Below are 22365 nucleotides of genomic sequence, written 5' to 3'. Positions count from 1 at the left end.
CCCGTCAGTCACCCGGGAAGTGGCACGCCACCTCTCGCGAGGCGGCAAGACGCAGCAGCGGACGCTCCGTTCGGCAGATCTCCTGGGCCTTGAAGCAGCGGGGGTGGAAGCTGCAGCCCGGAGGTGGAGCGGCCGGGCTCGGCGGGTCGCCGAGCAGCACGATCCGCTCCCGCCGCCGCTCCGCCGCCGGATCCGGCAGCGGTACGGCGGACAACAGCGCCCGGGTGTAGGGGTGCTGGGGGTTCTCGTACAGGGACTCCTTGTCCCCGATCTCGACGATCCGGCCGAGGTACATGACGGCGACCCGGTCGCTGACCCGCTTGACCACCGACAGGTCGTGCGCGATGAACACGTAGGCGAGGCCCAGTTCCGCGCGCAGCCGCTCCATCAGGTTGACGATCTGGGCCTGGACGGAGACGTCGAGCGCGGACACCGGCTCGTCGGCGACGATCAGCCGCGGGCTGGTGGCCAGCGAGCGGGCGATGCCGATGCGCTGGGCCTGGCCGCCGGAGAACTCGTGCGGGTAGCGGTCGATGTGTTCGGGGATCAGCCCGACGAGCTCCATCAGCTCGGCGGCGCGGCGCCGGGCGTCCCCCGCGCCCATGCCCTGGACCAGCAGCGGTTCGGAGATGATCCGGGCCACGGTCTGGCGGGGGTTGAGCGAGGAGTGCGGGTCCTGGAAGACCATCTGGATGTTCCCCCGCAGCGGGCGCAGGGCCCCCTGCGACATGCGGCTGATGTCCTCGCCCTCGAAGGAGATCCGGCCGGAGGTGGGCTGCAGCAGCCGTACGAGCATCCGCCCGGTGGTGGACTTCCCGCAGCCCGACTCCCCGACCAGGCCGAGGGTCCGGCCGGCCGCCAGGTCGAAGGAGACCCCGTCGACGGCGCGCACGGGCGCCCCCCGGCGCCCGGTCGCGGATCGCCGGCCGGGGAAGGTCATGGTGAGGTCCTGTACGGACAGCAGCGGTGCGGTGGTCCGCTTCGTCGGGTCGGTCGTGGTCCCGGTCATCGGGCCGCCTCCTCTACGGCGCGGGCCCCGGCGTAGTGGCAGGCCACGGTCCGTCCGGGTCCGTCCCCGTAGGCGGCCGGCTCCGGCCGCTCGCCCGTGCAGCGTTCGGCCGCCCGGGGGCAGCGCGGTGAGAAGGCGCAGCCGGGGGCCGGTGCGAGGAGCGACGGCGGGGAGCCGGGGATGAAGGGCAGGGGTTCGTCGTCGGCGGTGTCGAGGCGGGGCAGCGAGTCGAGCAGCCCCCGGGTGTAGGGGTGGGCAGGGTCGGCGAAGAGCGCGTCGACGGGGGCCTGTTCGGCGGCGCGGCCCCCGTACATGACCAGGACCTCGTGGGCGACGCGGGCGACGACGCCCAGGTCGTGGGTGATCATCACGACGCCGAGTCCGCGTTCCTGCTGGAGTTTCGCGATCAGTTCGAGGATCTGGGCCTGCACGGTGACGTCCAGGGCGGTGGTCGGTTCGTCGGCGATCAGCAGGTCGGGCTCGCAGGCCAGGGCCATGGCGATCATCGCGCGCTGGCGCATGCCGCCGGAGAACTGGTGCGGGTACTCCCCCGCCCGGCGCGCCGGTTCCGGGATGCCGACCTCGCCGAGCATGTCGACGGCGCGTTTGCGCGCGGCGGCCCGCCCGGCCTTGAAGTGCACCCTGAAGTGCTCGGCGATCTGCTCGCCGACGGTGTAGTAGGGGTGCAGGCTGGAGAGCGGGTCCTGGAAGATCATGGCCATCCGGCGGCCGCGGACCTTCCCGAGCTCGCGTTCGCTCAGGCCGATGAGCGGTCGTCCGGCGAGGGCGACGGTGCCGCCGACCTCGACGGCGCCGCGGTGCAGGCCCATGACGGCGAGCGAGGTGACGGACTTGCCGGAGCCGGATTCGCCGACGATGCCGAGGGTGCGGCCGGCTTCGACGGTGAAGCCGACGGAGTCGACGGCCCGGACGGCGCCCCGAGGGGTGGTGAAGGTGACGCGCAGGTCGCGTACTTCGAGGAGCGGGGCAGTGGTGGTCGTCATCAGTACCTCACTCTCGGGTCGATGACGGCGTACAGGAGGTCGACGACGAGGTTGGCGACGACGATGAAGAAGGCCGCGAGGAGGGTGACGCCGAGGACCACGGGCTGGTCGGAGTTGACGAGGGCGCCGTAGAAGAGGCGTCCGATGCCCGGGAGTCCGAAGATCGACTCGGTGATGACGGCGCCGGCGAGCAGCCCGCCGAGGTCGATGCCGAAGATGGTCAGGATCGGTGTCATCCCGGAGCGCAGGCCGTGTTTGACGACGACCGTCCGCTCGGGCATGCCCTTGGCGCGGGCGGTGCGGATGTAGGGCTCGGCCATCGCCTCGATCATCGAACCCCGGCTCTGGCGCGCGTACATGGCGGCGTAGAGCAGTGCGAGCGCGGTCCAGGGCAGGAGCAGGTTCGAGGCCCAGCCGAGCGGGTTGTCGGTGAAGGCCTGGTAGGTGGGGTAGGGCAGCAGTCCGGCGATGCGGATGACGCCGTAGATGAGCATCACCGAGGTGAAGTACACGGGCAGGGAGGCGGCGGCGACGGCGCCGACCATCAGGGCTTTGTCGGTGGCGGTGTCCTTGCGCAGGGCGGCGGTGACCCCGGCGCCGAGGCCGAGGAGCAGCCACAGCACGGCGGCTCCGAGGGCGAGGGAGGCGGAGACCGGGAGGCGGTCCATGAGCAGGTCCCACACGGGCAGGGAGCTCTCGTAGGAGTAGCCCAGGCAGGGGAAGTCGCAGGCGACGGCGTACTGGCCGGTGCCGAGGGTGCGGCCGGTGAAGATGCCGGTCAGGAAGTCGGCGAACTGCTTCCACAGGGGCTGGTCGAGGCCCAGGTGGAGGCGTACGTCGGCCAGTCGTTCGGCGCTGCAGGTCTTGCCGCAGGCGGCCGCGGCCGGGTCGGCGGGCAGGACGTAGAAGATGACGAAGGTGACGGCCGCGATGGCGAGGAGCACGCCGGCGAGGGCGAGCAGCCGGCGGGCGAGGTAGAGGATCACGTGCGGCCGCCCCTCGGGTCGAGGATGTCGCGCAGCGCGTCGCCGAGCAGGGTGAAGGCGAGCACGGCGAGGAAGAGGAAGACGCTGGGGATGACGAAGTACATGGGGTCGGTCTCGTAGTAGGCGACGGACTCGGCGATCATCTGGCCCCAGGAGGGGGTGGGCGGGCGGACGCCGACGCCGAGGTAGCTGAGGGCGGCCTCGGTGCTGATCATTCCGGGGATGAGCAGGGTGGTGTAGGCGATGACCGGGCCCGCGACGCCCGGCAGGATCTCGCGGGTGAGGATCCGCCAGGGGCCGGCGCCGCCGACGCGGGCGGCGTCGACGTACTCGCGGTGTTTGAGGGAGAGGGTCTGGCCGCGGACCACGCGGGCGATGCCGGGCCAGCCGAAGACGCCGATGACGGCGGTCATGAGGACGAGCCGGTTGACGTCCTTGGCCACGGACAGCATGGCGATCATGAAGATCAGGGAGGGGAAGGACATGGTCAGGTCCATGAGCCGGGACAGGGCCGCGTCGGTGCGGCCGCCGAAGTAGCCGGCGGCGATTCCGGCGGCGGTGCCGGCGAGGACCACGATGGCGGTGGCGGCGAAGGCGATCAGGAGGGAGACCTGCGCGCCGTGGACGACGCGGGCGAACAGGTCGCGGCCGGTGACGGGTTCCACGCCGAGCCAGTGCTCGGGGCTGATCCCGCCGAGGGCGCCGATGGGCTGGCCGCCGAGGTACGGGTCGACGGCGCTCTTGTCGAACTCGTGCGGGGACCAGCCGCCGAGCGCGCCCAGCCAGGGGGCGGTGACGGCCATCAGGGCGAAGAGGACGACGATGCAGAGGCTGACGCGGACGGCCGGGCGGCGGCCCAGTTCCCGCCGGGCGAGCTGCCAGGGACTGCTGCCGGGCGCCGCCGCGGGTGTGGCCGCGGCGGCGTCGGGGGCCGGTGCTGTGGTGGTCATGGGGTCGGGGCTCCGAGTTCCCTCAGCCCTGGCTCTTCGAGGGGTCCTTCAGGCCGACGGTGGCGTAGTCGATGGTGCCGGTCCACACGGGGTGGCCGAAGGCTCCCGCGATGTTCGTGCCGACGAGGAGCGGCTTGCGCTCCAGCAGGAGCGGGACGTTGGGGGACTTGGCCATCAGGGTCGCGTCGAGGTCGATCCAGGCCTGGTTGGCCTGCTTGGCGTCGGCCATGGCGTTGATCTCGTCGATGCGCTTGATGACGTCCTCGTCGCGGAACTGGCTGTAGTTGCCCTGGTTGCCCTTCGGCTTGATGGTGCGTCCGTCGAAGACGAAGGGGATCCAGGTGGAGCCGGAGGGGTAGTCGGGGCACCAGCCGCTGAGGGTCATGTCGGGGGTGGTGGACAGGTCGCCGATCACGTCGTAGTAGGCGCCCGGGTCGACGGTGTCGATGACGACCTCGATGCCCGCGCGGGACAGGCCCTGCTGGATGGCCTCGGCCTTGCCCTTGTCGCCGGTGGAGACGGAGAGGGAGACCTTCAGGGTCTCCTTGCCGGCGGCCTTGAGGAGTTCCTTGGCCTTGGCCGGGTCGCCGGCCGGGGGGATCTTCAGGGTGTCGGCCTGCTTGCCGCCGGAGAGGGCCGGGGGCAGGTAGGCGGTGGCGATCTCGTTGAGGGCCGGTCCGCCGCCCGCGGTGACGACGGCCTCCTTGTCGACGGCGTACTGCATGGCCTCGCGGACCTTGGGGTCGTCGAAGGGGGCGCGTGAGTTGTTCAGGTGGAGCATCTCGGTGCAGCCCTGGGACTCGGCGAGCAGCCGGGACTTGACCTCGGGCTTGGGCAGCACCTTGGGGGCGCTCTCGGGGCGCATGTCGGCGTACTGCACGGTGGAGGCGTCGGCGCCGTCGCCGGCGATGATCCGGTCGTCGATCTGGCCGCCCTTGAGGCCCATGACGACCACGAACTTGTCCGGGTAGGCCTTGCGGACGGTGTCGGTGCCCGGGTCCCAGTGCTCGTTGCGGACGAGGACGAGCTTCTTGTCGCGGTCGTAGGACTCGATCTTGTACGGGCCGGAGGAGAACGGGCGGGCGTCGTACTGGGTGCCCTTCTCCTGGGACTGGGGCACGGGGGCGAAGGTCGGCAGCGTGGCGGTGGCGGAGAACTCGGCGACGGGTCGCTTCAGTTCGAAGACGATCGTGCGGTCGTCCGGGGTCTTGACGGAGTCGAGGTGCTGCCCCTGGAGGGGCCCCTTGTAGCCCTCGGTGCCGGCCAGGTACTGGGCGGCGTAGTCGGGGCCGCCTGTGAGGTCGGGGGCGAAGGAGCGCTCGACGTTGTACTTGATGTCCTGGGCCTTCACCGGGGTGCCGTCCTCGTACTTCACGCCCTCCTTGAGGGTGAAGGTCCAGGTGCGGCCGCCGTTGGAGGGGGTGCCGAGGTCGGTGGCGAGGTCGGGTACCAGCTCGCTTCCGGCCTTGCCGGGCTCGGCCTTGAAGGTGACGAGCGTGCGGTAGAGCAGGCGGGTGCCGAAGTCCATGGTCGGCATGACCCAGTTGCGGGCGGGGTCGAGGTGCGCGAAGTCCTGGTTGGACAGGACGGTGAGGGTGCCGCCCTTGACCGGGGTGCCGCCGAGGACCTTGCCGTCGTTGGCGGCGGCCGGGTTCTCGGCGCCGGCGCCGTTCGAGCCCTTCTTGGTCCCGGAGCAGCCCGAGGCGCCGAGTGCGAGTGCGGCCACCAGGGCGGTGGCGAGGGCGAGTTGGGTGCGCTTGGTCATGGGTCACTCCAGGGAAGGGCACGCTCAGCGGCTCTACGATGTGACCGGTAACATAGTAATGTGAAATTGCACTGACAAGGGGTTGGGTCCCCCGTTATCCAGCCGTGTCCAACGCCCCTACGCCGTCCCGGGAGATCGCCGCTCGGCGATCTCGTGGAGTTCCTCCTGCGTGAGGGCGATCCCGAACACCTCGCGCAGGGTGGCGTCCAGGGCCTCGGGGGCGATCTCCTCGGTGGTGCTCGTCCCGTCGGGGAGGGTGGTGACGAGCGTCAGGTCGTCCAGACTGCGGTGGGCGGCCGGGGTCATGCGCTGCGCGAAGAGCCGGCGGACGAACGGGGAGCGCGCGTTGGTGCCCACGAAGTGGCTGCCTACGACGTAGTCGATCGGGTACTGGGCGGTGAGGGTGAAGGTGTGCCGGTCGATCCACGGGGTCCGCACCCGCCCGGGGACGTCGTCCGGCCCGGACGGGCCGGGTGAGGTCTGGTACAGCCACCACTGGTCGATGCCGTGGGCGCCGGGGCGCCGTTCCAGCCGGTGGCGCCAGCCGTCGTACGCGGTGTGGGCCCCGTGGGCGAGTTCGATCGGCCCGAGCGGACCGGCCCCGAAGCCGACGTCGCACAGCCACTCGCGCTCGTCGTCGCGGGCGGTCACGGCGAGCAGGCCGTGGGTGGCGGGGAGGACCTTGGGCGCGCCGAGGCTGACCCGCCCGATCATCCCGGTGACGTGGAACCCGATCCTCTCGACCGCGGCGGCGAAGAGGAGGACGTGCTCGAAGCAGTAGCCGCCGCGGCGGTCGCGGACGAGGCGGGCCTCGACGGAGGGCAGGTCGAGCGGCAGGTCCCGGCCGAGGACGGCGTGGATGTTCTCGAAGGGGATGCCGGTGGTGTGGGCGCGCTGGAGGCCGCGCAGGACGGCAAGGGTCGGCTCACGCGGGCCGTCGTACCCGATCCGGGCCAGATAGGCGCCGAGGTCGAGCAGCCCGCCGGACCACCGGTCGGGCCGGTGGTCGGTGGGGCTGGGGCCGGGCGCGGGCGGAAGGTTCATGGTCCCAGCCTGCTACCTCGACCCGCCTTGAGGTCAAGCCGGCATGCGGGCCCCCGGGTACGGCCTCGGGCGGCACGTCCGTGGCGAGCTCGCGGTGCCGGGCCGCGCTGGCCCGGCACACGCACAGGAAACGGCGCGCGCGAAGGAAACGGCGCGCGGGAGACGGTTATCAAGAGAGTGCTGGGGGAAGCTCCTCGCACGCGTCTGACCTGCACACTCGACCCCACCACCAGCCCTCGTGGGGCCACGCGGTCCACGCCGGGTCCACTGCGACCAGCACGGGCGCGATCGCACCGTCCCCAGCAGCCCTACAGGTGAAGCTCAGAGATCCTGCTGAGCAAGAGGTTGGTCTGCTGCTCCATGAGGCCGGCGCGTTCTCGGCTCAGCTCCTCAAACTGCCCATGAGCCGCCGCATTCCGGAGTCCCCCAACTTGCTCAAGATCCTTCGCTTCCTGCTTGGTGATCAGCTCCTCCCGACGGAGAAGCTGCGAGTACGTGCTGAGCGAGGGGCGCTCGGGCAGTTCAAGCCCGCGGGCCTCAATCAGCGCCCGCAGTGCGCTTTCCAATGCTGCACCGCACAGCACGATGGCCGCAGCAGGATGGGTCTGCTTGTCACTCAGTAGCCGCCGCACCTGGCCCATCATGTCCGTGCTGATCAGGCCGACCTCCGACCAAGCGCGAGCACCCACGATTTCGCTGACGCCCGCTTCCACCTGGCGAACCCAGGTGAGCAGGACATCACCGACGGCGCGAGCTCCCGACTCAGTGGACTGGTTATCTCCCTTGCTTTGGTACACCTCAGCAGCACGGGAGGTCCAGAAGCTGTCCTCACCGGCGTACTGGCGCAGAAACTCCATGCCCGCGAACGCGTTCGCCATCCGGGCAGGAAGCTCCTGATGGTCCGATATCTGCCACCAGCCCCGACCGTCCCCGTTCCGACCGGGCTTCCACACCAGACCTTCTTGCAACGTCTGGGCGAGTGAGCGAGCGTACGAGAGGACCTGCTCCTGATTGGGCATATCAACTCCGACTGCAGCGATGGAACTCTCAAGCATCGCTGCCGAAGGTTACGTGGGCATACGGTTTGAGAGTTACAGGAGACTGTCGGTATGGCCAAGGAGTACCGAGTAGGGATCGTATGCACCGATAGGGGCCAGCACGCACGAGTCCGTCTGACGATGGCCCGACGCGAAGCTGATGGCAGACATGGGATGACCCATGCCTTCAGATACTTCGCGTCACCTATGCGGGACGCCGGGCCTGGGTCCATGATGGGTCGCAGTTCATACGTCTTCAGGTGCCCAGCATGCCCGCGCACGCCCCAGGTTGAAGCGACAAGGTGGTGGCAGCTCGTAGACGAGATGCGAGCTGCGGGCTTCACCGAGTTGGACGTCTCGTTGCTACCATGAGTCTGCTGCCGTATGGCTAGGGCAGTCCCTGGGCGAGGACGGGGTCACTTTCCAGTCACGTACGTGACGTTCGCCGCAAGCCCGCTCATCCGGTGGGTAGCTTCAAGCTGCCTCCGGAGACTTCATGCACGGCTTCCTCCTCGACATCCTCGCCAACCTGGCTGCAAGCACGGTCACAACCATCTGCATCCTGACGAGTCGAAACGCACGCGCCCGGTGGCGTGGGCGCCGCAACCAGGAGGACAACAGCGACTCCTGCTAGTTCGGTGATGGTCAGACCCCTCCACCAGTGAGTGGCGTCTTGGCATCAACAGCCCTCGTCCGACGCATCGGACGAGGGCTGTTCCTAGCATTCCTCCAAGGGCACTGCCGACGCTGCTCATCGCCCCATCCCTCCGCGCATCCCGCACCATTTTCGTCACTGTGACGCGAATTTGCTTGAATGTAGGTGCCGTTCAGCCTGGCTCTGCGATGCTGGTGGTCGATCGAGAGGGGCCGCAGAGATGCAGTGGAAGATCCACGGGGAACGTCCGATCTATGAGAACCCATGGGTGAACCTGTGGCTCACCGATGTCGAGACGCCGGACGGGCACCGCTGGGAACACCACGTCGTCAAGCTGCGCCACTTGGCCGTGGCCGCCGTGATCAACGACCGGCAAGAGGTCCTGATGATGTGGCGCCACCGCTTCATCACGGACGCATGGGCTTGGGAACTGCCCATGGGCTTGGTCGAGGCGGACGAGACCCCCGGCGAGGCTGCCGCCCGTGAAGTCCTCGAAGAGACCGGCTGGCGTCCCGGCCCGATGAAGCCGCTGATCTACGCCGAACCGGCGAACGGCATCACGGACTCCCAGCACCACCTGTTCCGCGCCGGCGGCGCCACGTACGACGGGCCGCCGACCGAGAAGAACGAGTCGGACCGGATCGAGTGGATTCCCCTGGCGAACATCCGGGGCATGATCGACCGCCGCGAGATCGTCAGCAGCGGCTCCCTCGTCGGCCTGCTCTACGTCCTGATGGACGAAGGGGTTCGCTGACCCTGTGGGGGAAGCATCACTCGTAGGCGTGCCTCGAAGGCGACTGCGGCCGGCACCTCGCGATACGGCGCAAGCTGCTCGTAGAACTCGCGAAGGTGCCCGGTCACCCGCTCGGACGACACGGCTGCCGCAGGCACCAGTGCCTCAATCGCCGTCTGGCAGGCCTGGTCGAGCTTGCCCCGCTGGAGCTGCGTACGGGCCAGCCAGAAGGCATGGAACGCCCTACCCCGCTGGTTCGCGGGGTCCTCCCGCTCCAGCGCGTCCGCGATCAACGGTTCGGCCATCACTGCCTCGCCGAGGCGGCCGTGCGCGATCCCCGTGTCCACGATGAGCTTCGGCTCGTCGAAGTACGCCACCCATGCCGGGTCCGGGTCGTCCGTCTTGATCCGGCCGTACTGGCTGTGGGCCTCCGCGATCGCGGTGTGGGTCGCTGTCCGGTCGCCCAAGGTCGCGTGGGCGAACGCCTCACGCATGGCCAGCATGGCCCGGACTCTCGGCGTCGTGCCGATGGCCGCTCGGGCCTGGTCTTGGGCGGCAGACACCAGTGCAAGCGCGTCCGCCGGCTTGTCCTGGTAGGTCGCTTGCAGGCTCATGCACGCCAGCACGTTGGCCATAAACGGGTGGTCGTCAATCTGTCGGGCCAGTTGCAGAGCCTCCGAAAAGTATGTGCGGGCCTGGTGGTACTGCCGGGCGTCGAAATACGTCCACCCGGTCAACCGCGCCAGCTCCGCCGCGACGCCGTACAGGCCCTGCTGTATCGGCGCCGGCCGCTGATCCTTCAGTAGCCCCTCGACATATCGCAGCTGGCCGACGACAGCAGGCCGGAGTGTTTCACCCCCGTGCTCGTCGTCGCGACGCCAGTAGTCCTCGATCGAAGAACGCAGGGCGTGCAGCGTGGATGGGCTCGGGTTCGTCCCGGCGGCCAGGGCCAGGATGCTGTCCACCTCCACGCTTGGTAAGGCGCTGAGGGGCTTCGGCTCAACGGCCACGTGACCGAACTCCGGCTGCTCCGGCTGGGCCACGGACAAGACAGCCGGCGTCTCCCACGTGCGACGTGCGAGCCCGAGCATGTGCCCCGGGATGCGCAACCCATCGGCAATCCGCTCGATCACGTCCATGTGGACGAGCTGCCGCTGTCCCGCGATCACCTCTCCCACCCGGCTCGGCGTCAGCTCGCACTGCCGCGCGATCATCGACGGGTAGATACCTGCCCGAGTCTTGACCAGGCGAAAGACCCTCGCGAAGTCGCGCACGCGGCACGCGTCGATCATCTCGGGCTCGGTGAGCAGACTTGCTGGCAGTTCCTTCGTACGACGCGTCTCGGGCATCAGGCACGCTCCGGAGGAAGACTACGGATCGCTTCAAGGTCTCAACCGAGCGTGATGTTACCCAAGTTGGGTAATCCGCTGGACCTTTCTGGCTCGTCGTCCTGATCGCGATCCTTCTGGACATGGCGAAGCGACCGAGGACGACCGCCTTGAACGATTCGGCGGGCACTCCCGACACACAGCGAACGGCCCTTGGGGAGACCCCTGACCTGGGCATAGAGCCCCGCGTCCTGATGAGCATCCGGGTATCGCGGGACTCGGGCCGGACGTGGTCGCCGAGCACGCGGGTCCTGGAAGGCGACCCGTTCGACATCCTCTCCAACCCCGGCCGCTACCCCCCGTGCGAATGCCCCCGCTGCGGCGGTACCGCGTCGTCGGTCCGTGCCCTTCAGCCGGCATCCATCGCGCCGGGGTCGGCGTAGTGGCCGCCTTCCAACGTTGAAAGCTCCCTTGGAACGGAATTCCCGGGTACGTGGTCGAGCTCCGCGGGGCTGGCGCCAACAGCTCGCCGTGCTCCTCTACGCCGCCGTCGTCACCATCCTGGTGGTCACCCTGGCCATCGCCGGTGATCCCGGCCACTGAGTGGCAACCGGCTTCCGGCACGAATTCCGCACTCGCTCAGCGCGTGGCCTCACGCCACCCCCTCTCCTCACCGGCCCGAAATCAACCGCGCTGGTGAGGCACGCCCCATCGGGGCTGGGCCGGCACCCGTCGGCCCTTGACTTCCAGGAAATGGAGACACACATGACAGCACAGAAGGAAGACCTCCTGATTGGAGTCGAGAGCCTGATCAAGGTCCAGGACCGCTTCACCGCTGCGGCGGCGGAGTCCGACTCCACCGGTACCTCCGCGGGTGATGACGGTGAGAACCGCGACGGCCTGAACCTCCCGCAGGAGTAGCACCTCCACAGCACCAACCCGGGGGCCCGTCTTTCACGACGGGCCCCCGGGCCCTCACGCCATGACGCCGACCGGAGGAACACGTGGACCACCACTTCGTCACAGCACTGGAAAAGGCCCTCGGCTGGGACGGGCCCGGTGCACTCGGAGCCGGTTTCGCCCGGGGAACGATCGGGGACCTCGAGCTGCTCGATCGCCTGCTCAACCCTAGGAAGCTGCTGGACCTGGTGATGCGCCGCAGCGTCACTACCCCCCAGTTCCGCATCTTCCAAGACGGGGCCGAACTGCACCCCGGCCTCTACATCCAGCCCTCCGTCACCCGGCGGGGGCAGGCCATCCCCATGGCCGACATGCGCCGCGTCGGCGGGCTGATGCGCGAGGGCTGCACCATGGTCTTGGACGAGGTCGACTTCTTCGATCCGGTCATGGAAGCCACCTGCCGGGCGCTCCAGTGGTGGGTCCGCGAGCTGGTGCAGGTGAACGCCTACCTGACCACCCAGGACGCCAGTGGCTTCAAACTCCACTGGGACGACCACGACACCGTCATCGTCCAGCTCGCCGGCCGCAAGAGCTGGGAAGTCCGCGGTACCTCGCGCAAGGTTCCGATGTACCGCGACGCCGCCCCCAACGCCGAGCCCAGCGGGGAGATCGTGTGGCAGGGCGTCATGGAGCCCGGCGATGTGATGCACATCCCCCGCGGCTTCTGGCACCAGGCCACTCGCGACGACCAGGGCGACGGCTACAGCCTTCACGCCACCTTCGGCATCGTGAAGCGCGTCGGCGTGAACTGGTTGGCTTGGCTCGCCGACCAGGCCCGCACGCAGGAGCTGTTCCGGTACGACCTGGGTCGTTGGAACTCCCCCGGCCAGTGGGAGGGACAGCAGCGGCTCCTGACCGACGCCGTCGCGGAGCTGGCTGCGAAGCTGACTCCGCAGGACTTCTTCGATGCCCGCGAGCGGGAGCGTCTGGCCGCCCGGCACGTGCCGGCCACCGGTCTGTTCGGCAAGGCCGTGGCCGTCGTGTGCGTCACCGACTTCGAGCCCGTGATCGAGAAGCACCACGACACCGTGGACGTGCTCGCCGCCGGCAAGCGACTCACGTTCGCCGGCAAGGCGTACTCCGCCCTGGCCCTGCTGCTGAGCGGCCACCCCGTCGACATCGCCGACGCCGCCGAGAAGACCGGTGTGGACGTGGACCAGCTCGCCGAGATCCTGCTGAAGGAGGAACTGTGCACGGAGCTGACCCCCGCCTTGTCCTCGGCCTACACCGGTCTCGTCACCACCGCGACCTCCTGACGGCCGCACTCGACCTCGGCGTCACAGCCCTGGACACCGCTGCTTCCTACTTCGGTTCTCGCTCGCACCTGGCACTGGCCGAGACGGCCGCCGACCTGCTGCCGAAGTTCTCCCTCTCCACGAAGGTGGGCTTCTTCCCCAGCGCCGGAGGTGCTGAGCACTCGCTTGATCCCGTCCGGCTGCGGCTGGCCGTCGAGCGGGCGGCCAAGGAACTCGGCAGGGAGCCTGACACCGTGTTCCTCCACAACCCCGAACGGAGCCTTGCGGGTCTGTCTCCTGCCAATGGCCACGCCCTCCTCGGCCATGCCTGCACCGCCCTGGCCAGCGCTGCCCGCGACGGTCTGTGCCGCGTCTGGGGCGTGGCCTCCTGGGACACCCGGCCGCTCGGCAGGGTCCGTGTGGAGGGCCTGCCGCCTCCGGACGTCCTCATGGTCCGGGCCGGTCTCCTCGTGGGCATCGACCTCCTCAACGCCACCACCGTCCTGCGCACCGCATGGCAGGCAGGCGAGACCTGGGGCATGAGCCCCTTCGGCGGCGGTCACAGGCAGGTGTGGGAGGACTTCGACCCGCGCCCGTTCCTCCGACCGCCCCACGACGACTTGTCCCGCGTGCAGGCGGCATTCCGGACCGCGTTCCACCTGCCCAGCGCCTCCGCAGTGGCGGTCGGTACTGACGACCCCGGGCACCTGGCCCAGTTGGTCCAGGCGCTGGGCGCGGAGGTGGACACCGCCGCCGTCAGTCAGTACTTGCGGGCTCTCCATGGACACCGTCAGAGCTGAAGCTCGGCCACCAGGCGCTCGGCCTCCTTCCGGGCCGGCGCCAGCAGCGGGTCCTCCTCGTACGCGTAGGGTCCGACGATCTTCGACAGGAAGAACAGCGACATCAGCTTCCCGTCCCGGCTCTCCAGGTCCGCACGCCGCTCCTGGCGGACGCGGTCAGCGAGCCCCGGGACGGCAAGCGCGTTGCCCCACAGCGTTGCGGCGTCCAGGCCCCGGGGCGCCATGCCCCAGTCCTCCCAGTCGATGAGGCAGAACTGCGGGCCCATCACGTTGGCCCAGGTCAGATCCGCATGCGCCGGAGCCCACCGCTCGATCCGCATATCCGCCACCCCGGGGAAGACCGCTCCGAGGGTCTGGGTCACCTGCTCCTGCGTGATCGTCACCGTGTCGGGCGTCGCGATCCGCGGTGTCTGCTGTGAGGCAAGCGCGTCCAGGGAGGCGTTCAGTGCATCCCACCACTCGTCCGGCAGGCCCGGATCTTCGAGCACCAGGGCGCCCTTGCCGACAGACCGCGATGCGATCAGCTCCAGCTCATCCGCGCGCCACATCACCGGCTCGCCCGGCTCTCGCCACGCCAGGCCTCGGTACCACTCGGGCATCGCGACGCCTTGCAGCACGGCGGCGGCCTCGGTCCCGTTCCAGCCCTGCGGGCCGATCCGCTCGAATCCCCGCCGCTCGATACGCACCCACGTCCCCCGCTCCGTACGGCCCCCAAGGGAACGGCGCTTGCGAATGAGCGTCTGCCGGTCCAGTCGCACGTGGAGGGCCTCTTCCACACGCTCCAATACGTCGTCCACCGGTTGACGGCGCAGATCCACCTGGGCAGCTACGGGCAGGGTCCCCTTCATCACGACCTCCTCGGCGAACGAATGACCGTAGCAGGAAGCGGAAACGGGGTGAGGCAGGAACACATGGCGAAGGGGCGCCCCCGGTCGGGACACCCCTTCCGATCAACGCGTTGTCCGACCTGGTGCGGCGGGTGGGAGATTCGGACCCACGGTGGCTCGCGCCGCGACGGGCTAGCGGACCGGGCCCAGGCCGCCCGGGGTGCGGCCCACCGGTTCGTCGCGGCCCTGGGCCCAGAGGGAGCGGACGTGGCCCAGGTGGCGCTGCATGCAGGCCTCCGCCGCCTTCGCGTCGCCGCTGATCATCAGGTCCAGCAGCTCCAGGTGCTCCTCGGCGGAGGAGACCAGCTTGCCCGCCTCGTCCAGGCCGGTCAGCCCGTACAGGCGGGAGCGCTTGCGCAGGTCGCCCACGGTCTCCACGAGCCGTTCGTTGCCCGCGAGGCCCAGCAGCGTGAGGTGGAAGCGGCGGTCGGCCTCCAGGTAGCCGATGAGGTTGTGCTCGCGGGCGCTGGTGACGATCTCCTGCGCGATGGGGCGCAGTTCCTCCAGCTGCTCGGCCGTGGCCGTCTTCGTGATCCGGCCGATGGTCGGCACCTCGATCATGGTGCGCAGCTCGGTGTACTGGTCGAGGTCGCGCTCGCTGACCTCGGTGATCCGGAAGCCCTTGTTGCGCACCGGCTCGACCAGGCCCTCCCGTGCCAGGTCGAGCATGGCCTCGCGCACCGGGGTTGCCGACACGCCGAGTTCGGCCGCGAGGCCGGGGGCGGAGTAGACGCTGCCGGGGCGCAGCTCACCCGCTATCAGAGCGGCTCGGAGGGCGTGGCCGACCTGGTCGCGGAGTCGTTCCTGGGCCTTGATGAGACTGTGCTGCTTCAGGTCACCCATTGCGTTTCCTCCGAGACCCTTTTCACCTGCCGACGAGCAGAGCAACAGCGTACAATGTCACGTTGCGCTGCTCACACCTCAGCGGTCGGCCTCGTACAGCGCGACCGCCACGGCAAGATCTTCCCAGGCCATGCCCACACTCTTGAAGAGCTGTGGACAACCCCGCTCGCCTCCCGCCGGCAGCCGTCCGGCGACCAGGTCCGCGAGCGTGCCCGTGATGTGCCCCGCCCCGATGGCCCCCTCCGCCTCCGGGACGAGCAGGTCGCCGGCCTCCCGCAGCGCCGCCGCACGCGACTCCACGTACACCGCCGCGCGTCGCACGAGGGCGGTGTCGGTCTCCCGGGCGGTCGGCTCGTGCGATCCGACGGCCACGACCACCGCGTCCGACCGCACCAGCCGCCCGTCGAAGAGCGGTTCCCGGGCCGTGGTGCAGCAGATGACGAGGTCGGCCTCGGCCACGTCCGCGGGGGTGCCGGTCCGGGCGGCCGGCACCCCCAGGGTGCGCGCGTGCGCGGCGAGCCGCCCGGCTCGCGCACCGTTGCGGGCGACCACCACGACCTCGGCCAACTCCCGCTCCGCCAACGCTGCTTGCAGGTGCCCGTACGCCTGCGGTCCGGAGCCGAAGAGCACCATTCGGGGCGGCCGCCCGGCCGGCGCCAGGTGGCGCAGTGCGAGGGCGGAGACCGCCGGTGTGCGCAGGGCGGTCAGGGCCGCGCCGTCGAGCAGGGCCAGCGGTCGCAGGCTGGGGCCGTCCAGCAGGAGGTAGGAGCCGGTGATCCGGGGCAGCCCGCGGGCCGGGTTCCCCGGTGCGACCCCGGCGATCTTCACCCCCGCGTACGCCCCGGACGCGGCCGGCATCAGCAGCAGTTCGCCGTCGCCGGCCACGTCGATCGCGGAGCGCGGCGGGCAGCCCTCCGGGTCGAGGCCGCCGCGCAGGGCGGCGGCCAGGGCGTCGGCGGCCGCGGCCGGGCCGAGCGCCGCCGCCATGGCCGCGGCACCGAACTGGGGTATGCCCGTCACAGCAGGAACCCCGTGCCGAGGGCGTCGTACGGGTCCACGGAGAAGGCGTGTTCACCGGTGCGGTGGGCGCTGCCGGTGACCTCGGTGACCCCGCCGTCCAGCATCCGGCCGGTGAACACGGTGCCGGTGACGGACTCGCTCAGCAGGTCCTCGCCCGGGCCGAGCCGTCCGTCCTCCGCGAGCAGCGCCAGCCGCGTCGAGGTGCCGGAGCCGCAGGGCGAGCGGTCGACCTGCCCGTCGGCGAAGACGGTCACGTTGCGCTGGTGCGGCCCGAACGGGGTGTCGGGCAGCTCCTCGTGGAGGATCACCCCGTAGACCCCGGACAGCAGCGGGCCGTCGGGGTGCCAGGTGGCGGGATGGGTGGCGAGCGCGGCCCGGATCTCCTGCCCGGCACGCACCAGCTCGGGCAGTGCGGTGCGCGAGACCTCCAGGCCGAGGTCGCGGGCGCGGACGGAGGCGTAGCAGGCGCCGGCGTGCGCGATGTCCACCTCGGCCAGCCCGAGCGAGGTGGCGACGGGCACCTTGCGGGCGCCGACCCGGGCCGGCACGTTGCGGAAGGTGATCCCGGTGGTGCGGCCCCCGCCGCGGTGGACGGTGGCCGTGACCCGCCCGGACGGTACGTCGATCCGCACCGGGGCGTCCCCGTCGTCCGGGGCGGGGACCCGGCCGCTGTCGACCGCCCAGGCCCCGAGGGCCATGGCGCCGTGGCCGCAGGCTGTCGAGTAGCCGTCCTTGTGCCAGAACAGCACGCCGAAGTGGGCCCCGTCGTCGTCGGCGGGGACCACGAACCCGCCGTACATCCCGGCGTGTCCGCGCGGCTCCTGCACGAGCATCCGCCGTACGTCGTCCAGCGCGCCCCGGCGCGGCGCGGTCCCCGATCCGCCCGGGCCGATGGCGGTGGCGCAGCGCTCGGCGACGGTGTCCCCCGGGGCGGGAGGCATGCCCGCGCCGGCGGTGTCGACGATCCGGAAGGGCTCGCCGGCGGTGTGGTAGTCCACCGTTCGGACGGTGATCACAGGAGGAAGCCTCCGGGGAAGGGGTCGGACGGGTCGAGGAAGTACTGCGCGGTGCCGGTGATCCAGGCCCGGCCGGTGACGGTCGGCACCACGGCGGGCAGGCCGCCGACGGTGGTCCGCTCGACGAGCCGGCCGGTGAACTCGGTCCCGATGAAGGACTCGTTGACGAAGTCGGCGCCGAGTTCGAGGAGGCCGCGGGCGTGCAGCTGGGCCATCCGCGCGCTGGTGCCCGTACCGCAGGGCGAGCGGTCGAACCAGCCGGGGTGGATCGCCATGGCGTGCCGGGAGCGGCGGGCGTCGGAGCCGGGCGCGGCGAGGTAGACGTGCTTGACCCCGGCGATGGAGGGGTTCTCGGGGTGGACGGGCCGGTCCGGGCCGGCGTTGATCGCGTCCATGACGGCCAGCCCGGCGGCGAGCAGGTCGTCCTTGCGGGAGCGGTCGAAGGGCAGCCCGAGGGCCTCCAGTTCGACGAAGGCGTAGAAGTTGCCGCCGTAGGCGAGGTCGTAGGCGACCGTGCCATGGCCGGGCACGTCGGCCTTGAGGTCCAGGCCGACGCTGAAGGAGGGGACGTTGGTGAGGGTGACGGCGGTCGCCGCCCCGTCCTCCACCCGCACGTCGACGCTCACCAGCCCGGCGGGGGTGTCGAGCCGGACGGTGGTGACCGGCTCGACGACGGGCACCATGCCCGTCTCGACGAGCACGGTCGCCACCCCGATGGTGCCGTGCCCGCACATGGGCAGCAGGCCCGACACCTCGATGTAGAGGACGCCGTAGTCCGCGTCGGGCCGGGTCGGGGGCTGCAGGATGGCGCCGCTCATCGCGGAGTGCCCCCGCGGCTCGTACATCAGCAGGGTCCGTACGTGGTCCATGTGCTCGATGAAGTGGAGCCGCTTCTCGGCCATGGTGGCGCCGGGGACCACCCCGACTCCCCCGGTGACGACCCGGGTCGGCATGCCCTCGGTGTGCGAGTCCACCGCGTGGTAGACGTGGCGCGTACGCATCAGGCGTCCCTTCCGGCTGGTTAGTTGAGGCCCTCGGCCAGGGCCTTCTCGGTGGCGGCGCGGACGGCGGCCTCGGTGTCGCCGGTGAGCGGGAAGCGCGGCGGGCGGGTGGCGCCGCCGGGGCGGCCGGCCAGGTCCATGGAGAGCTTGATGGCCTGGACGAACTCGGTCTTGGAGTCCCAGCGCAGCAGGGAGTGCAGGGACTTGTAGAGCGGCAGCGCGGTGTCGAGGTCGCCGGCGACGGCCGCCCGGTAGAGGGTGGCGCAGGACCGCGGCAGGGCGTTGGGGTAGCCGGCGATCCAGCCGACGGCGCCCGCGAGGGCGAGTTCGAGGAGGACGTCGTCGGCGCCGATGAGCAGGTCGAGGCCCGGGGCGAGCTCGGCGATCTCGTAGGCGCGGCGCACGTCCCCGCTGAACTCCTTCACGGCGACGATGGACCCGTCGGCGTGCAGCCGGGCGAGCAGGGAGGGGACCAGGTCCACCTTGGTGTCGATGGGGTTGTTGTACGCGACGACGGGCAGCCCGGCGCGCGCGACCTCGGCGTAGTGGGCGCGTACGGTCTCCTCGTCCGCGCGGAAGGCGTTGGGCGGCAGCAGGAGGACGGAGCCGGCGCCCGCCTCGGCGGCCTGCTCGGCCCAGCGGCGGGCCTCGGCGCTGCCGTAGGCGGCGACGCCGGGCATCACGCGGGCGCCGTCGCCGGCGGCCTCGACGGCGGTACGCACGACCCGCGCCCGCTCCTCGTCGGTGAGGGTCTGGTACTCCCCGAGGGAGCCGTTGGGGACCACGCCGTCGCAGCCGTTGGCGATCAGCCAGGCCACGTGCTCGGCGTAGGCGTCGTGGTCGACGGAGAGGTCCTCGCGCAGGGGGAGCGCGGTGGCGACCATGATTCCGTGCCAGGGACGGGTGCGGGGCGCGGGGGTGTGCGCGTTGGTCATGAGAGGCTCCCTAGTGTGGTGTGTGACATTTTACTAGTGGGTGTGGCGCGGCCACAAGGGCCGGGACACCCCTGATCAGCGGTCGGTGGCGGGAAGTTCGGCGAGGTGGCTCAGCGGAACCGGGCAGGAGAAGGGCCGCCGGTCCGCCGCGGGCTCCCGTCCGGCGAGGGCGGCGACGGCCGGTCCGCACATCCGGCCCTGGCACCAGCCCATCCCGGCCCGGGTGAGGAGTTTGACGGTCCGGGCGTCCCGCGCCCCCAGATCCTCGGCCGCCTCGCGGATCCGGCCGGCCGGAACCTCCTCGCAGCGGCACACGACGGCGTCGTCGCGCAGCCAGCCGGTCCAGCCCTCGCCGGGGCGGTGGGCGGCGCCCATGGCGTCGGCGAAGGCGCGCAGCCGCGCGCGGCGGCGGGCGAGGCGGGTGACGCGGCGGTCGGCGCCCGGGGCCGGGTCCGGCTGCCCGGGGCGCAGCGCGGCGGCCACCGAGTGCGCGGCCAGCTCGCCCTCGGTCAGGGCCAGTCGGGCGCCGCCGATGCCGCCGGTCTCCCCCGCGGACCAGATGCCAGGGACGGTGGTGCGCTGTCCGGCGTCCACCTCCAGGGCGACCGTGCCGTCGGGGGCGGACCGGGTGGCGCAGCCGAGTCCGGTGGCGAGTTCGAGCTGGGGCACCAGCCCGTGGCCGACGGCCAGTGCGTCGCAGGGGATCCGGCGGGCGGTGCCGGGCAGCGGGCGCCAGTCGCGGTCGAGCCGGGCCACGGTGACGGCCTCGATCCGGCCGGTTCCGTGGGCCTCCGTGACGGCGTGGCGGGTCAGCAGCCGGACGTGGTGCCGGGCCAGGGCCCCGCCGTGGACGGCCGCCTCGACGAGCTTGCCGGGGTTGCGCAGCAGGACGGGCACCCGGCCCGCGTACGCGGTGTAGGCGGCGGCCTCCACCACGGCGGGCACGGCGGCTCCGGCGGCGGCCAGCGACCCGGCCACCGCCAGCAGCAGCGGACCGCTCCCGGCGACCACCACGCGCTTGCCCGGCAGCACCAGTCCGCCCTTGAGCATGGCCTGCGCCCCGCCGGCCCCGACCACCCCGGGCAGGGTCCAGCCGGGGAAGGGCAGCTGGCGCTCGTAGGAGCCGGTGGCGATGAGCACGGCGCGGGCCGTGACGAGCGCGGCCCGCTCGTCGGGGGCGTGGCCGGCGACGGCGTGCAGGGTCCACTCCGCGGCGGGCGCGGCATGCCCGCCGTCCGTCCCGGCCGCCTCGCCCGGGACGACCGTCCACACGTGGTGGAGCGGCAGGTACGTGATCCGGCCCGCCGCTTCGTGGGCGCGCAGGGCGGCCTCGCGGGTCGCGAACTCGGCCCAGCCGTGGTGCAGGGCCTCGGGGCGGGCCGCGCCCAGGCCGGGCGCGGGGTGGCGGTAGTACTGCCCGCCGGGGCGGTCGCCCGCGTCGAGGACGGCGACCCGGAGCCCCAGCCCGGCGGCGGTGACAGCCGCGGCCAGCCCGGCCGGCCCGGCCCCGACGACGGCCAGGTCGACCGGCCCCGCCCCGGCGGCCGGCGGCTGCGGGGGGCTGGGCCGTCCCGTGGAGCGGGGCGGCTCGGCGGGGTCAGACGGCGAGGTCGGCATGGCCTGTTCCCTCCTGGGTGGTGACGGCGTCGCCCGGCCGGGCGGGGACCAGGCAGGCGCGCTGGTTCGGCCGGCCGTTGACGGTGACGAGGCAGTCGTAGCAGCTGCCGATCCCGCAGAAGGCCCCGCGCGGCGCGCCGCCCTCGCGGGTGGTGCGCCAGGCGAGGACTCCGGCGCCCCAGAGGACCGCGGCGACGCTCTGGCCCTCCTGCGCGGGCAGTTCACGGCCGTCGAAGTCGACCGTGAAGCGGGACTGCGGGCTGCCGCCCACCAGGGAGCGGGGGCTGCGCATCAGTGGTGCTCCTCGGGGGTGTCGGCGGGGGCGGGTCCGCTGCCGAAGCGGTCCGGGCGGAAGGGGTGCGCGGGCAGTGGGGGTTCGGCCCCCGTCAGGGCGGCGGCGATCATGAGCCCGGTGGCGGGGGCGAGGCCGATGCCCGCGCCCTCGTGGCCGCAGGCGTGCAGCAGCCCGGGGCGGCGGGGGTCGGGGCCGATCGCCGGGAGGTGGTCGGGCAGGTAGGGGCGGAAGCCGTGGTAGGTGCGCAGGACCCGTACGTCGGACAGTACGGGGAAGAGCGCCGCCGCCTGGGAGGCCAGCCGGCGCAGGGCCTCCGTCGAGAGGGAGCGGTCGAAGCCGACCCGTTCGCGGGTGGCGCCGATCAGGACCGGCCCCGCGGGGGTGCCCTCGACCACGGCCGAGGACTGCAGGGCGGCGGAGCCGCTGGCGACGTCCGCGATGTAGTCGGCGGCGTAGACCTTGTGCCGGACCACCCTCGGCAGCGGTTCGGTCACCAGGACGAAGCCGCGGCGCGGGAGGACGGGCAGGTCCGTGCCGGCGAGCCGGGCGATGTGCCCGCCCCAGGTGCCGGCCGCGTTGACCACGGCGGGGGCCAGGAGTTCGCGGCGGGCGGTGCGGACCCCTCGTACGGCGCCCCGGTCCAGCAGGACCTCCGTCACCTCCTCGCCGAGGTACGTCTCGGCACCGGAGGCGGCCAGCAGGCGGGCTGCGGCCTGCGCCGGCTGGACCTGGGCGTCCTGCGGGTAGTGGAATCCCCCCGCGAGACCCGGGGCCAGGTGCGGCTCCAGGTCGTGCAGGGCATGCGCGGGCACCTCGACCGCGTCCACGCCGGCCGCGCGCTGGCCCTCGGCGAAGATCCGCAGGGCCTTCACGGTGGCCTCGTCCGGCGCGACGACGAGCCCGCCCTTGGGCTCGTACTCGACCTCCCGCGGGAGGACCGCGGCCAGTTCGGTCCAGAGCCGTGCGGAGAGCAGGGCGAGGTCGAGCTCGGGGCCCGCCTCCTTGTCGGAGACGAGCAGGTTGCCTTCGCCGGCGCCGGTGGTGCCGCCCGCGACGGGTCCGCGGTCGACCACGGCCACGGAGAGTCCGGCGCGGGCCGCGTAGTGGGCGCAGGCCGCTCCGACGACGCCGGCGCCGATGATCACGGCGTCCAGGGAGTGTCTCTTGAGCACGACAGTAATATGTCACATTCTTTAGTGCCTGCCCAGACCGGCCCTGCGCCCTCCTCAGGCGCAGGGCCGGTCC

The 22365-nt window shown here is 71.6% G+C and carries 22 protein-coding genes; 5 read left to right on the top strand and 17 right to left on the bottom strand.

What is annotated here, in order from left to right; all coding sequences use genetic code 11:
* Positions 1-4 precede the first annotated feature (4 nt).
* The 7 genes from E6U81_RS08770 to E6U81_RS08740 form a co-directional block, all read right to left on the bottom strand.
* Positions 5-1009, bottom strand: coding sequence for an oligopeptide/dipeptide ABC transporter ATP-binding protein (locus tag E6U81_RS08770; protein ID WP_136229520.1), 1005 nt, complete (start codon positions 1007-1009; stop codon positions 5-7).
* Entirely contained in the window at positions 1006-2013 is a 1008-nt protein-coding gene (locus E6U81_RS08765; RefSeq protein WP_136229519.1) for an ABC transporter ATP-binding protein, read from the bottom strand. Before E6U81_RS08765 ends, E6U81_RS08770 begins: the two co-directional genes overlap by 4 nt.
* The gene (locus E6U81_RS08760; protein ID WP_136229518.1) at positions 2013-2999 is read right to left on the bottom strand and encodes an ABC transporter permease; all 987 of its coding nucleotides are present in this window, start codon (positions 2997-2999) and stop codon (positions 2013-2015) included. Before E6U81_RS08760 ends, E6U81_RS08765 begins: the two co-directional genes overlap by 1 nt.
* The gene (locus E6U81_RS08755) at positions 2996-3949 is read right to left on the bottom strand and encodes an ABC transporter permease (RefSeq protein ID WP_136229517.1); all 954 of its coding nucleotides are present in this window, start codon (positions 3947-3949) and stop codon (positions 2996-2998) included. The genes E6U81_RS08760 and E6U81_RS08755 overlap by 4 nt, the downstream gene beginning before the upstream one ends.
* Before the next feature lie 22 nt (positions 3950-3971).
* Complete coding sequence (locus E6U81_RS08750) at positions 3972-5714, bottom strand: ABC transporter substrate-binding protein (protein ID WP_136229516.1); 1743 nt, start codon at positions 5712-5714, stop codon at positions 3972-3974.
* Between the two features lie 117 nt (positions 5715-5831).
* Complete coding sequence (locus tag E6U81_RS08745; protein ID WP_136229515.1) at positions 5832-6758, bottom strand: arylamine N-acetyltransferase; 927 nt, start codon at positions 6756-6758, stop codon at positions 5832-5834.
* Between the two features lie 308 nt (positions 6759-7066).
* A complete protein-coding gene (locus E6U81_RS08740) occupies positions 7067-7636 on the bottom strand; it encodes a DUF4145 domain-containing protein (protein WP_168714588.1) in 570 nt (189 codons plus the stop codon).
* Positions 7637-8670: 1034 nt separating this feature from the next.
* Between E6U81_RS08740 and E6U81_RS08735 the strand changes: the two genes are divergently transcribed.
* Complete coding sequence (locus E6U81_RS08735) at positions 8671-9204, top strand: NUDIX hydrolase (RefSeq protein WP_136229513.1); 534 nt, start codon at positions 8671-8673, stop codon at positions 9202-9204.
* Here the strand turns inward: E6U81_RS08735 and E6U81_RS08730 are convergent.
* Positions 9174-10532, bottom strand: coding sequence for a helix-turn-helix domain-containing protein (locus E6U81_RS08730; protein ID WP_136229512.1), 1359 nt, complete (start codon positions 10530-10532; stop codon positions 9174-9176). The genes E6U81_RS08735 and E6U81_RS08730 overlap by 31 nt on opposite strands.
* 450 nt (positions 10533-10982) lie before the next feature.
* Between E6U81_RS08730 and E6U81_RS41675 the strand changes: the two genes are divergently transcribed.
* The 4 genes from E6U81_RS41675 to E6U81_RS08715 all read left to right on the top strand — a co-directional run bounded on the left by E6U81_RS41675 (position 10983) and on the right by E6U81_RS08715 (position 13506).
* Positions 10983-11114 (top strand): hypothetical protein, encoded by a 132-nt coding sequence (locus tag E6U81_RS41675; RefSeq protein ID WP_276615799.1) that lies wholly within the window; start codon positions 10983-10985, stop codon positions 11112-11114.
* A 162-nt stretch (positions 11115-11276) separates the two neighbouring features.
* Positions 11277-11432 carry a hypothetical protein gene (locus tag E6U81_RS39720; protein WP_168714587.1) on the top strand — a complete coding sequence of 52 codons (156 nt, stop codon included), beginning with the start codon at positions 11277-11279 and terminating at the stop codon, positions 11430-11432.
* A gap of 83 nt (positions 11433-11515) precedes the next feature.
* Entirely contained in the window at positions 11516-12727 is a 1212-nt protein-coding gene (locus tag E6U81_RS08720; RefSeq protein ID WP_136229510.1) for a cupin domain-containing protein, read from the top strand.
* Entirely contained in the window at positions 12661-13506 is an 846-nt protein-coding gene (locus E6U81_RS08715) for an aldo/keto reductase (protein WP_136229509.1), read from the top strand. The genes E6U81_RS08720 and E6U81_RS08715 overlap by 67 nt, the downstream gene beginning before the upstream one ends.
* On the opposite strand, the gene E6U81_RS08710 is transcribed toward E6U81_RS08715, so the two are convergent.
* The 9 genes from E6U81_RS08710 to E6U81_RS08670 all read right to left on the bottom strand — a co-directional run bounded on the left by E6U81_RS08710 (position 13497) and on the right by E6U81_RS08670 (position 22292).
* Entirely contained in the window at positions 13497-14354 is an 858-nt protein-coding gene (locus tag E6U81_RS08710) for a hypothetical protein (protein ID WP_136229508.1), read from the bottom strand. The genes E6U81_RS08715 and E6U81_RS08710 overlap by 10 nt on opposite strands.
* A gap of 171 nt (positions 14355-14525) precedes the next feature.
* Positions 14526-15236: a GntR family transcriptional regulator gene (locus tag E6U81_RS08705; protein ID WP_136229507.1), complete on the bottom strand. Its 711-nt coding sequence runs from the start codon at positions 15234-15236 to the stop codon at positions 14526-14528.
* A gap of 78 nt (positions 15237-15314) precedes the next feature.
* Positions 15315-16256, bottom strand: coding sequence for an ornithine cyclodeaminase family protein (locus E6U81_RS08700; protein ID WP_346766134.1), 942 nt, complete (start codon positions 16254-16256; stop codon positions 15315-15317).
* Positions 16253-17272, bottom strand: coding sequence for a proline racemase family protein (locus E6U81_RS08695; protein WP_240803717.1), 1020 nt, complete (start codon positions 17270-17272; stop codon positions 16253-16255). The genes E6U81_RS08700 and E6U81_RS08695 overlap by 4 nt, the downstream gene beginning before the upstream one ends.
* Positions 17269-18273 (bottom strand): proline racemase family protein, encoded by a 1005-nt coding sequence (locus tag E6U81_RS08690; protein WP_136229506.1) that lies wholly within the window; start codon positions 18271-18273, stop codon positions 17269-17271. Before E6U81_RS08690 ends, E6U81_RS08695 begins: the two co-directional genes overlap by 4 nt.
* A 20-nt stretch (positions 18274-18293) precedes the next feature.
* Positions 18294-19208: a dihydrodipicolinate synthase family protein gene (locus E6U81_RS08685; RefSeq protein WP_136229505.1), complete on the bottom strand. Its 915-nt coding sequence runs from the start codon at positions 19206-19208 to the stop codon at positions 18294-18296.
* A gap of 75 nt (positions 19209-19283) precedes the next feature.
* Positions 19284-20825 (bottom strand): NAD(P)/FAD-dependent oxidoreductase, encoded by a 1542-nt coding sequence (locus E6U81_RS08680; RefSeq protein WP_136229504.1) that lies wholly within the window; start codon positions 20823-20825, stop codon positions 19284-19286.
* Positions 20806-21117 (bottom strand): (2Fe-2S)-binding protein, encoded by a 312-nt coding sequence (locus E6U81_RS08675; protein WP_136229503.1) that lies wholly within the window; start codon positions 21115-21117, stop codon positions 20806-20808. Before E6U81_RS08675 ends, E6U81_RS08680 begins: the two co-directional genes overlap by 20 nt.
* Positions 21117-22292, bottom strand: a complete 1176-nt coding sequence (locus tag E6U81_RS08670) for an FAD-binding oxidoreductase (protein ID WP_136229502.1) — start codon at positions 22290-22292, stop codon at positions 21117-21119. Before E6U81_RS08670 ends, E6U81_RS08675 begins: the two co-directional genes overlap by 1 nt.
* Between the last annotated feature and the right edge of the window lie 73 nt (positions 22293-22365).

This window comes from Streptomyces sp. A0592 (assembly GCF_004795115.1).
Classification (GTDB): domain Bacteria; phylum Actinomycetota; class Actinomycetes; order Streptomycetales; family Streptomycetaceae; genus Streptomyces; species Streptomyces erythrochromogenes.
Note: the sequence above shows the minus strand (reverse complement) of the source record. Positions and strands in the feature narration are given on the sequence as shown.

Coding starts and splice junctions, on each gene's coding strand:
- E6U81_RS08770 (WP_136229520.1), bottom strand. CDS start 1,009: ATGACCGGGACCACGACCGACCCGACGAAGCGGACCACCGCACCGCTG.
- E6U81_RS08765 (WP_136229519.1), bottom strand. CDS start 2,013: ATGACGACCACCACTGCCCCGCTCCTCGAAGTACGCGACCTGCGCGTC.
- E6U81_RS08755 (WP_136229517.1), bottom strand. CDS start 3,949: ATGACCACCACAGCACCGGCCCCCGACGCCGCCGCGGCCACACCCGCG.
- E6U81_RS08750 (WP_136229516.1), bottom strand. CDS start 5,714: ATGACCAAGCGCACCCAACTCGCCCTCGCCACCGCCCTGGTGGCCGCA.
- E6U81_RS08745 (WP_136229515.1), bottom strand. CDS start 6,758: ATGAACCTTCCGCCCGCGCCCGGCCCCAGCCCCACCGACCACCGGCCC.
- E6U81_RS08740 (WP_168714588.1), bottom strand. CDS start 7,636: ATGGCGAACGCGTTCGCGGGCATGGAGTTTCTGCGCCAGTACGCCGGT.
- E6U81_RS08735 (WP_136229513.1), top strand. CDS start 8,671: ATGCAGTGGAAGATCCACGGGGAACGTCCGATCTATGAGAACCCATGG.
- E6U81_RS08730 (WP_136229512.1), bottom strand. CDS start 10,532: ATGCCCGAGACGCGTCGTACGAAGGAACTGCCAGCAAGTCTGCTCACC.
- E6U81_RS39720 (WP_168714587.1), top strand. CDS start 11,277: ATGACAGCACAGAAGGAAGACCTCCTGATTGGAGTCGAGAGCCTGATC.
- E6U81_RS08710 (WP_136229508.1), bottom strand. CDS start 14,354: ATGAAGGGGACCCTGCCCGTAGCTGCCCAGGTGGATCTGCGCCGTCAA.
- E6U81_RS08705 (WP_136229507.1), bottom strand. CDS start 15,236: ATGGGTGACCTGAAGCAGCACAGTCTCATCAAGGCCCAGGAACGACTC.
- E6U81_RS08690 (WP_136229506.1), bottom strand. CDS start 18,273: ATGCGTACGCGCCACGTCTACCACGCGGTGGACTCGCACACCGAGGGC.
- E6U81_RS08685 (WP_136229505.1), bottom strand. CDS start 19,208: ATGACCAACGCGCACACCCCCGCGCCCCGCACCCGTCCCTGGCACGGA.
- E6U81_RS08680 (WP_136229504.1), bottom strand. CDS start 20,825: ATGCCGACCTCGCCGTCTGACCCCGCCGAGCCGCCCCGCTCCACGGGA.
- E6U81_RS08675 (WP_136229503.1), bottom strand. CDS start 21,117: ATGCGCAGCCCCCGCTCCCTGGTGGGCGGCAGCCCGCAGTCCCGCTTC.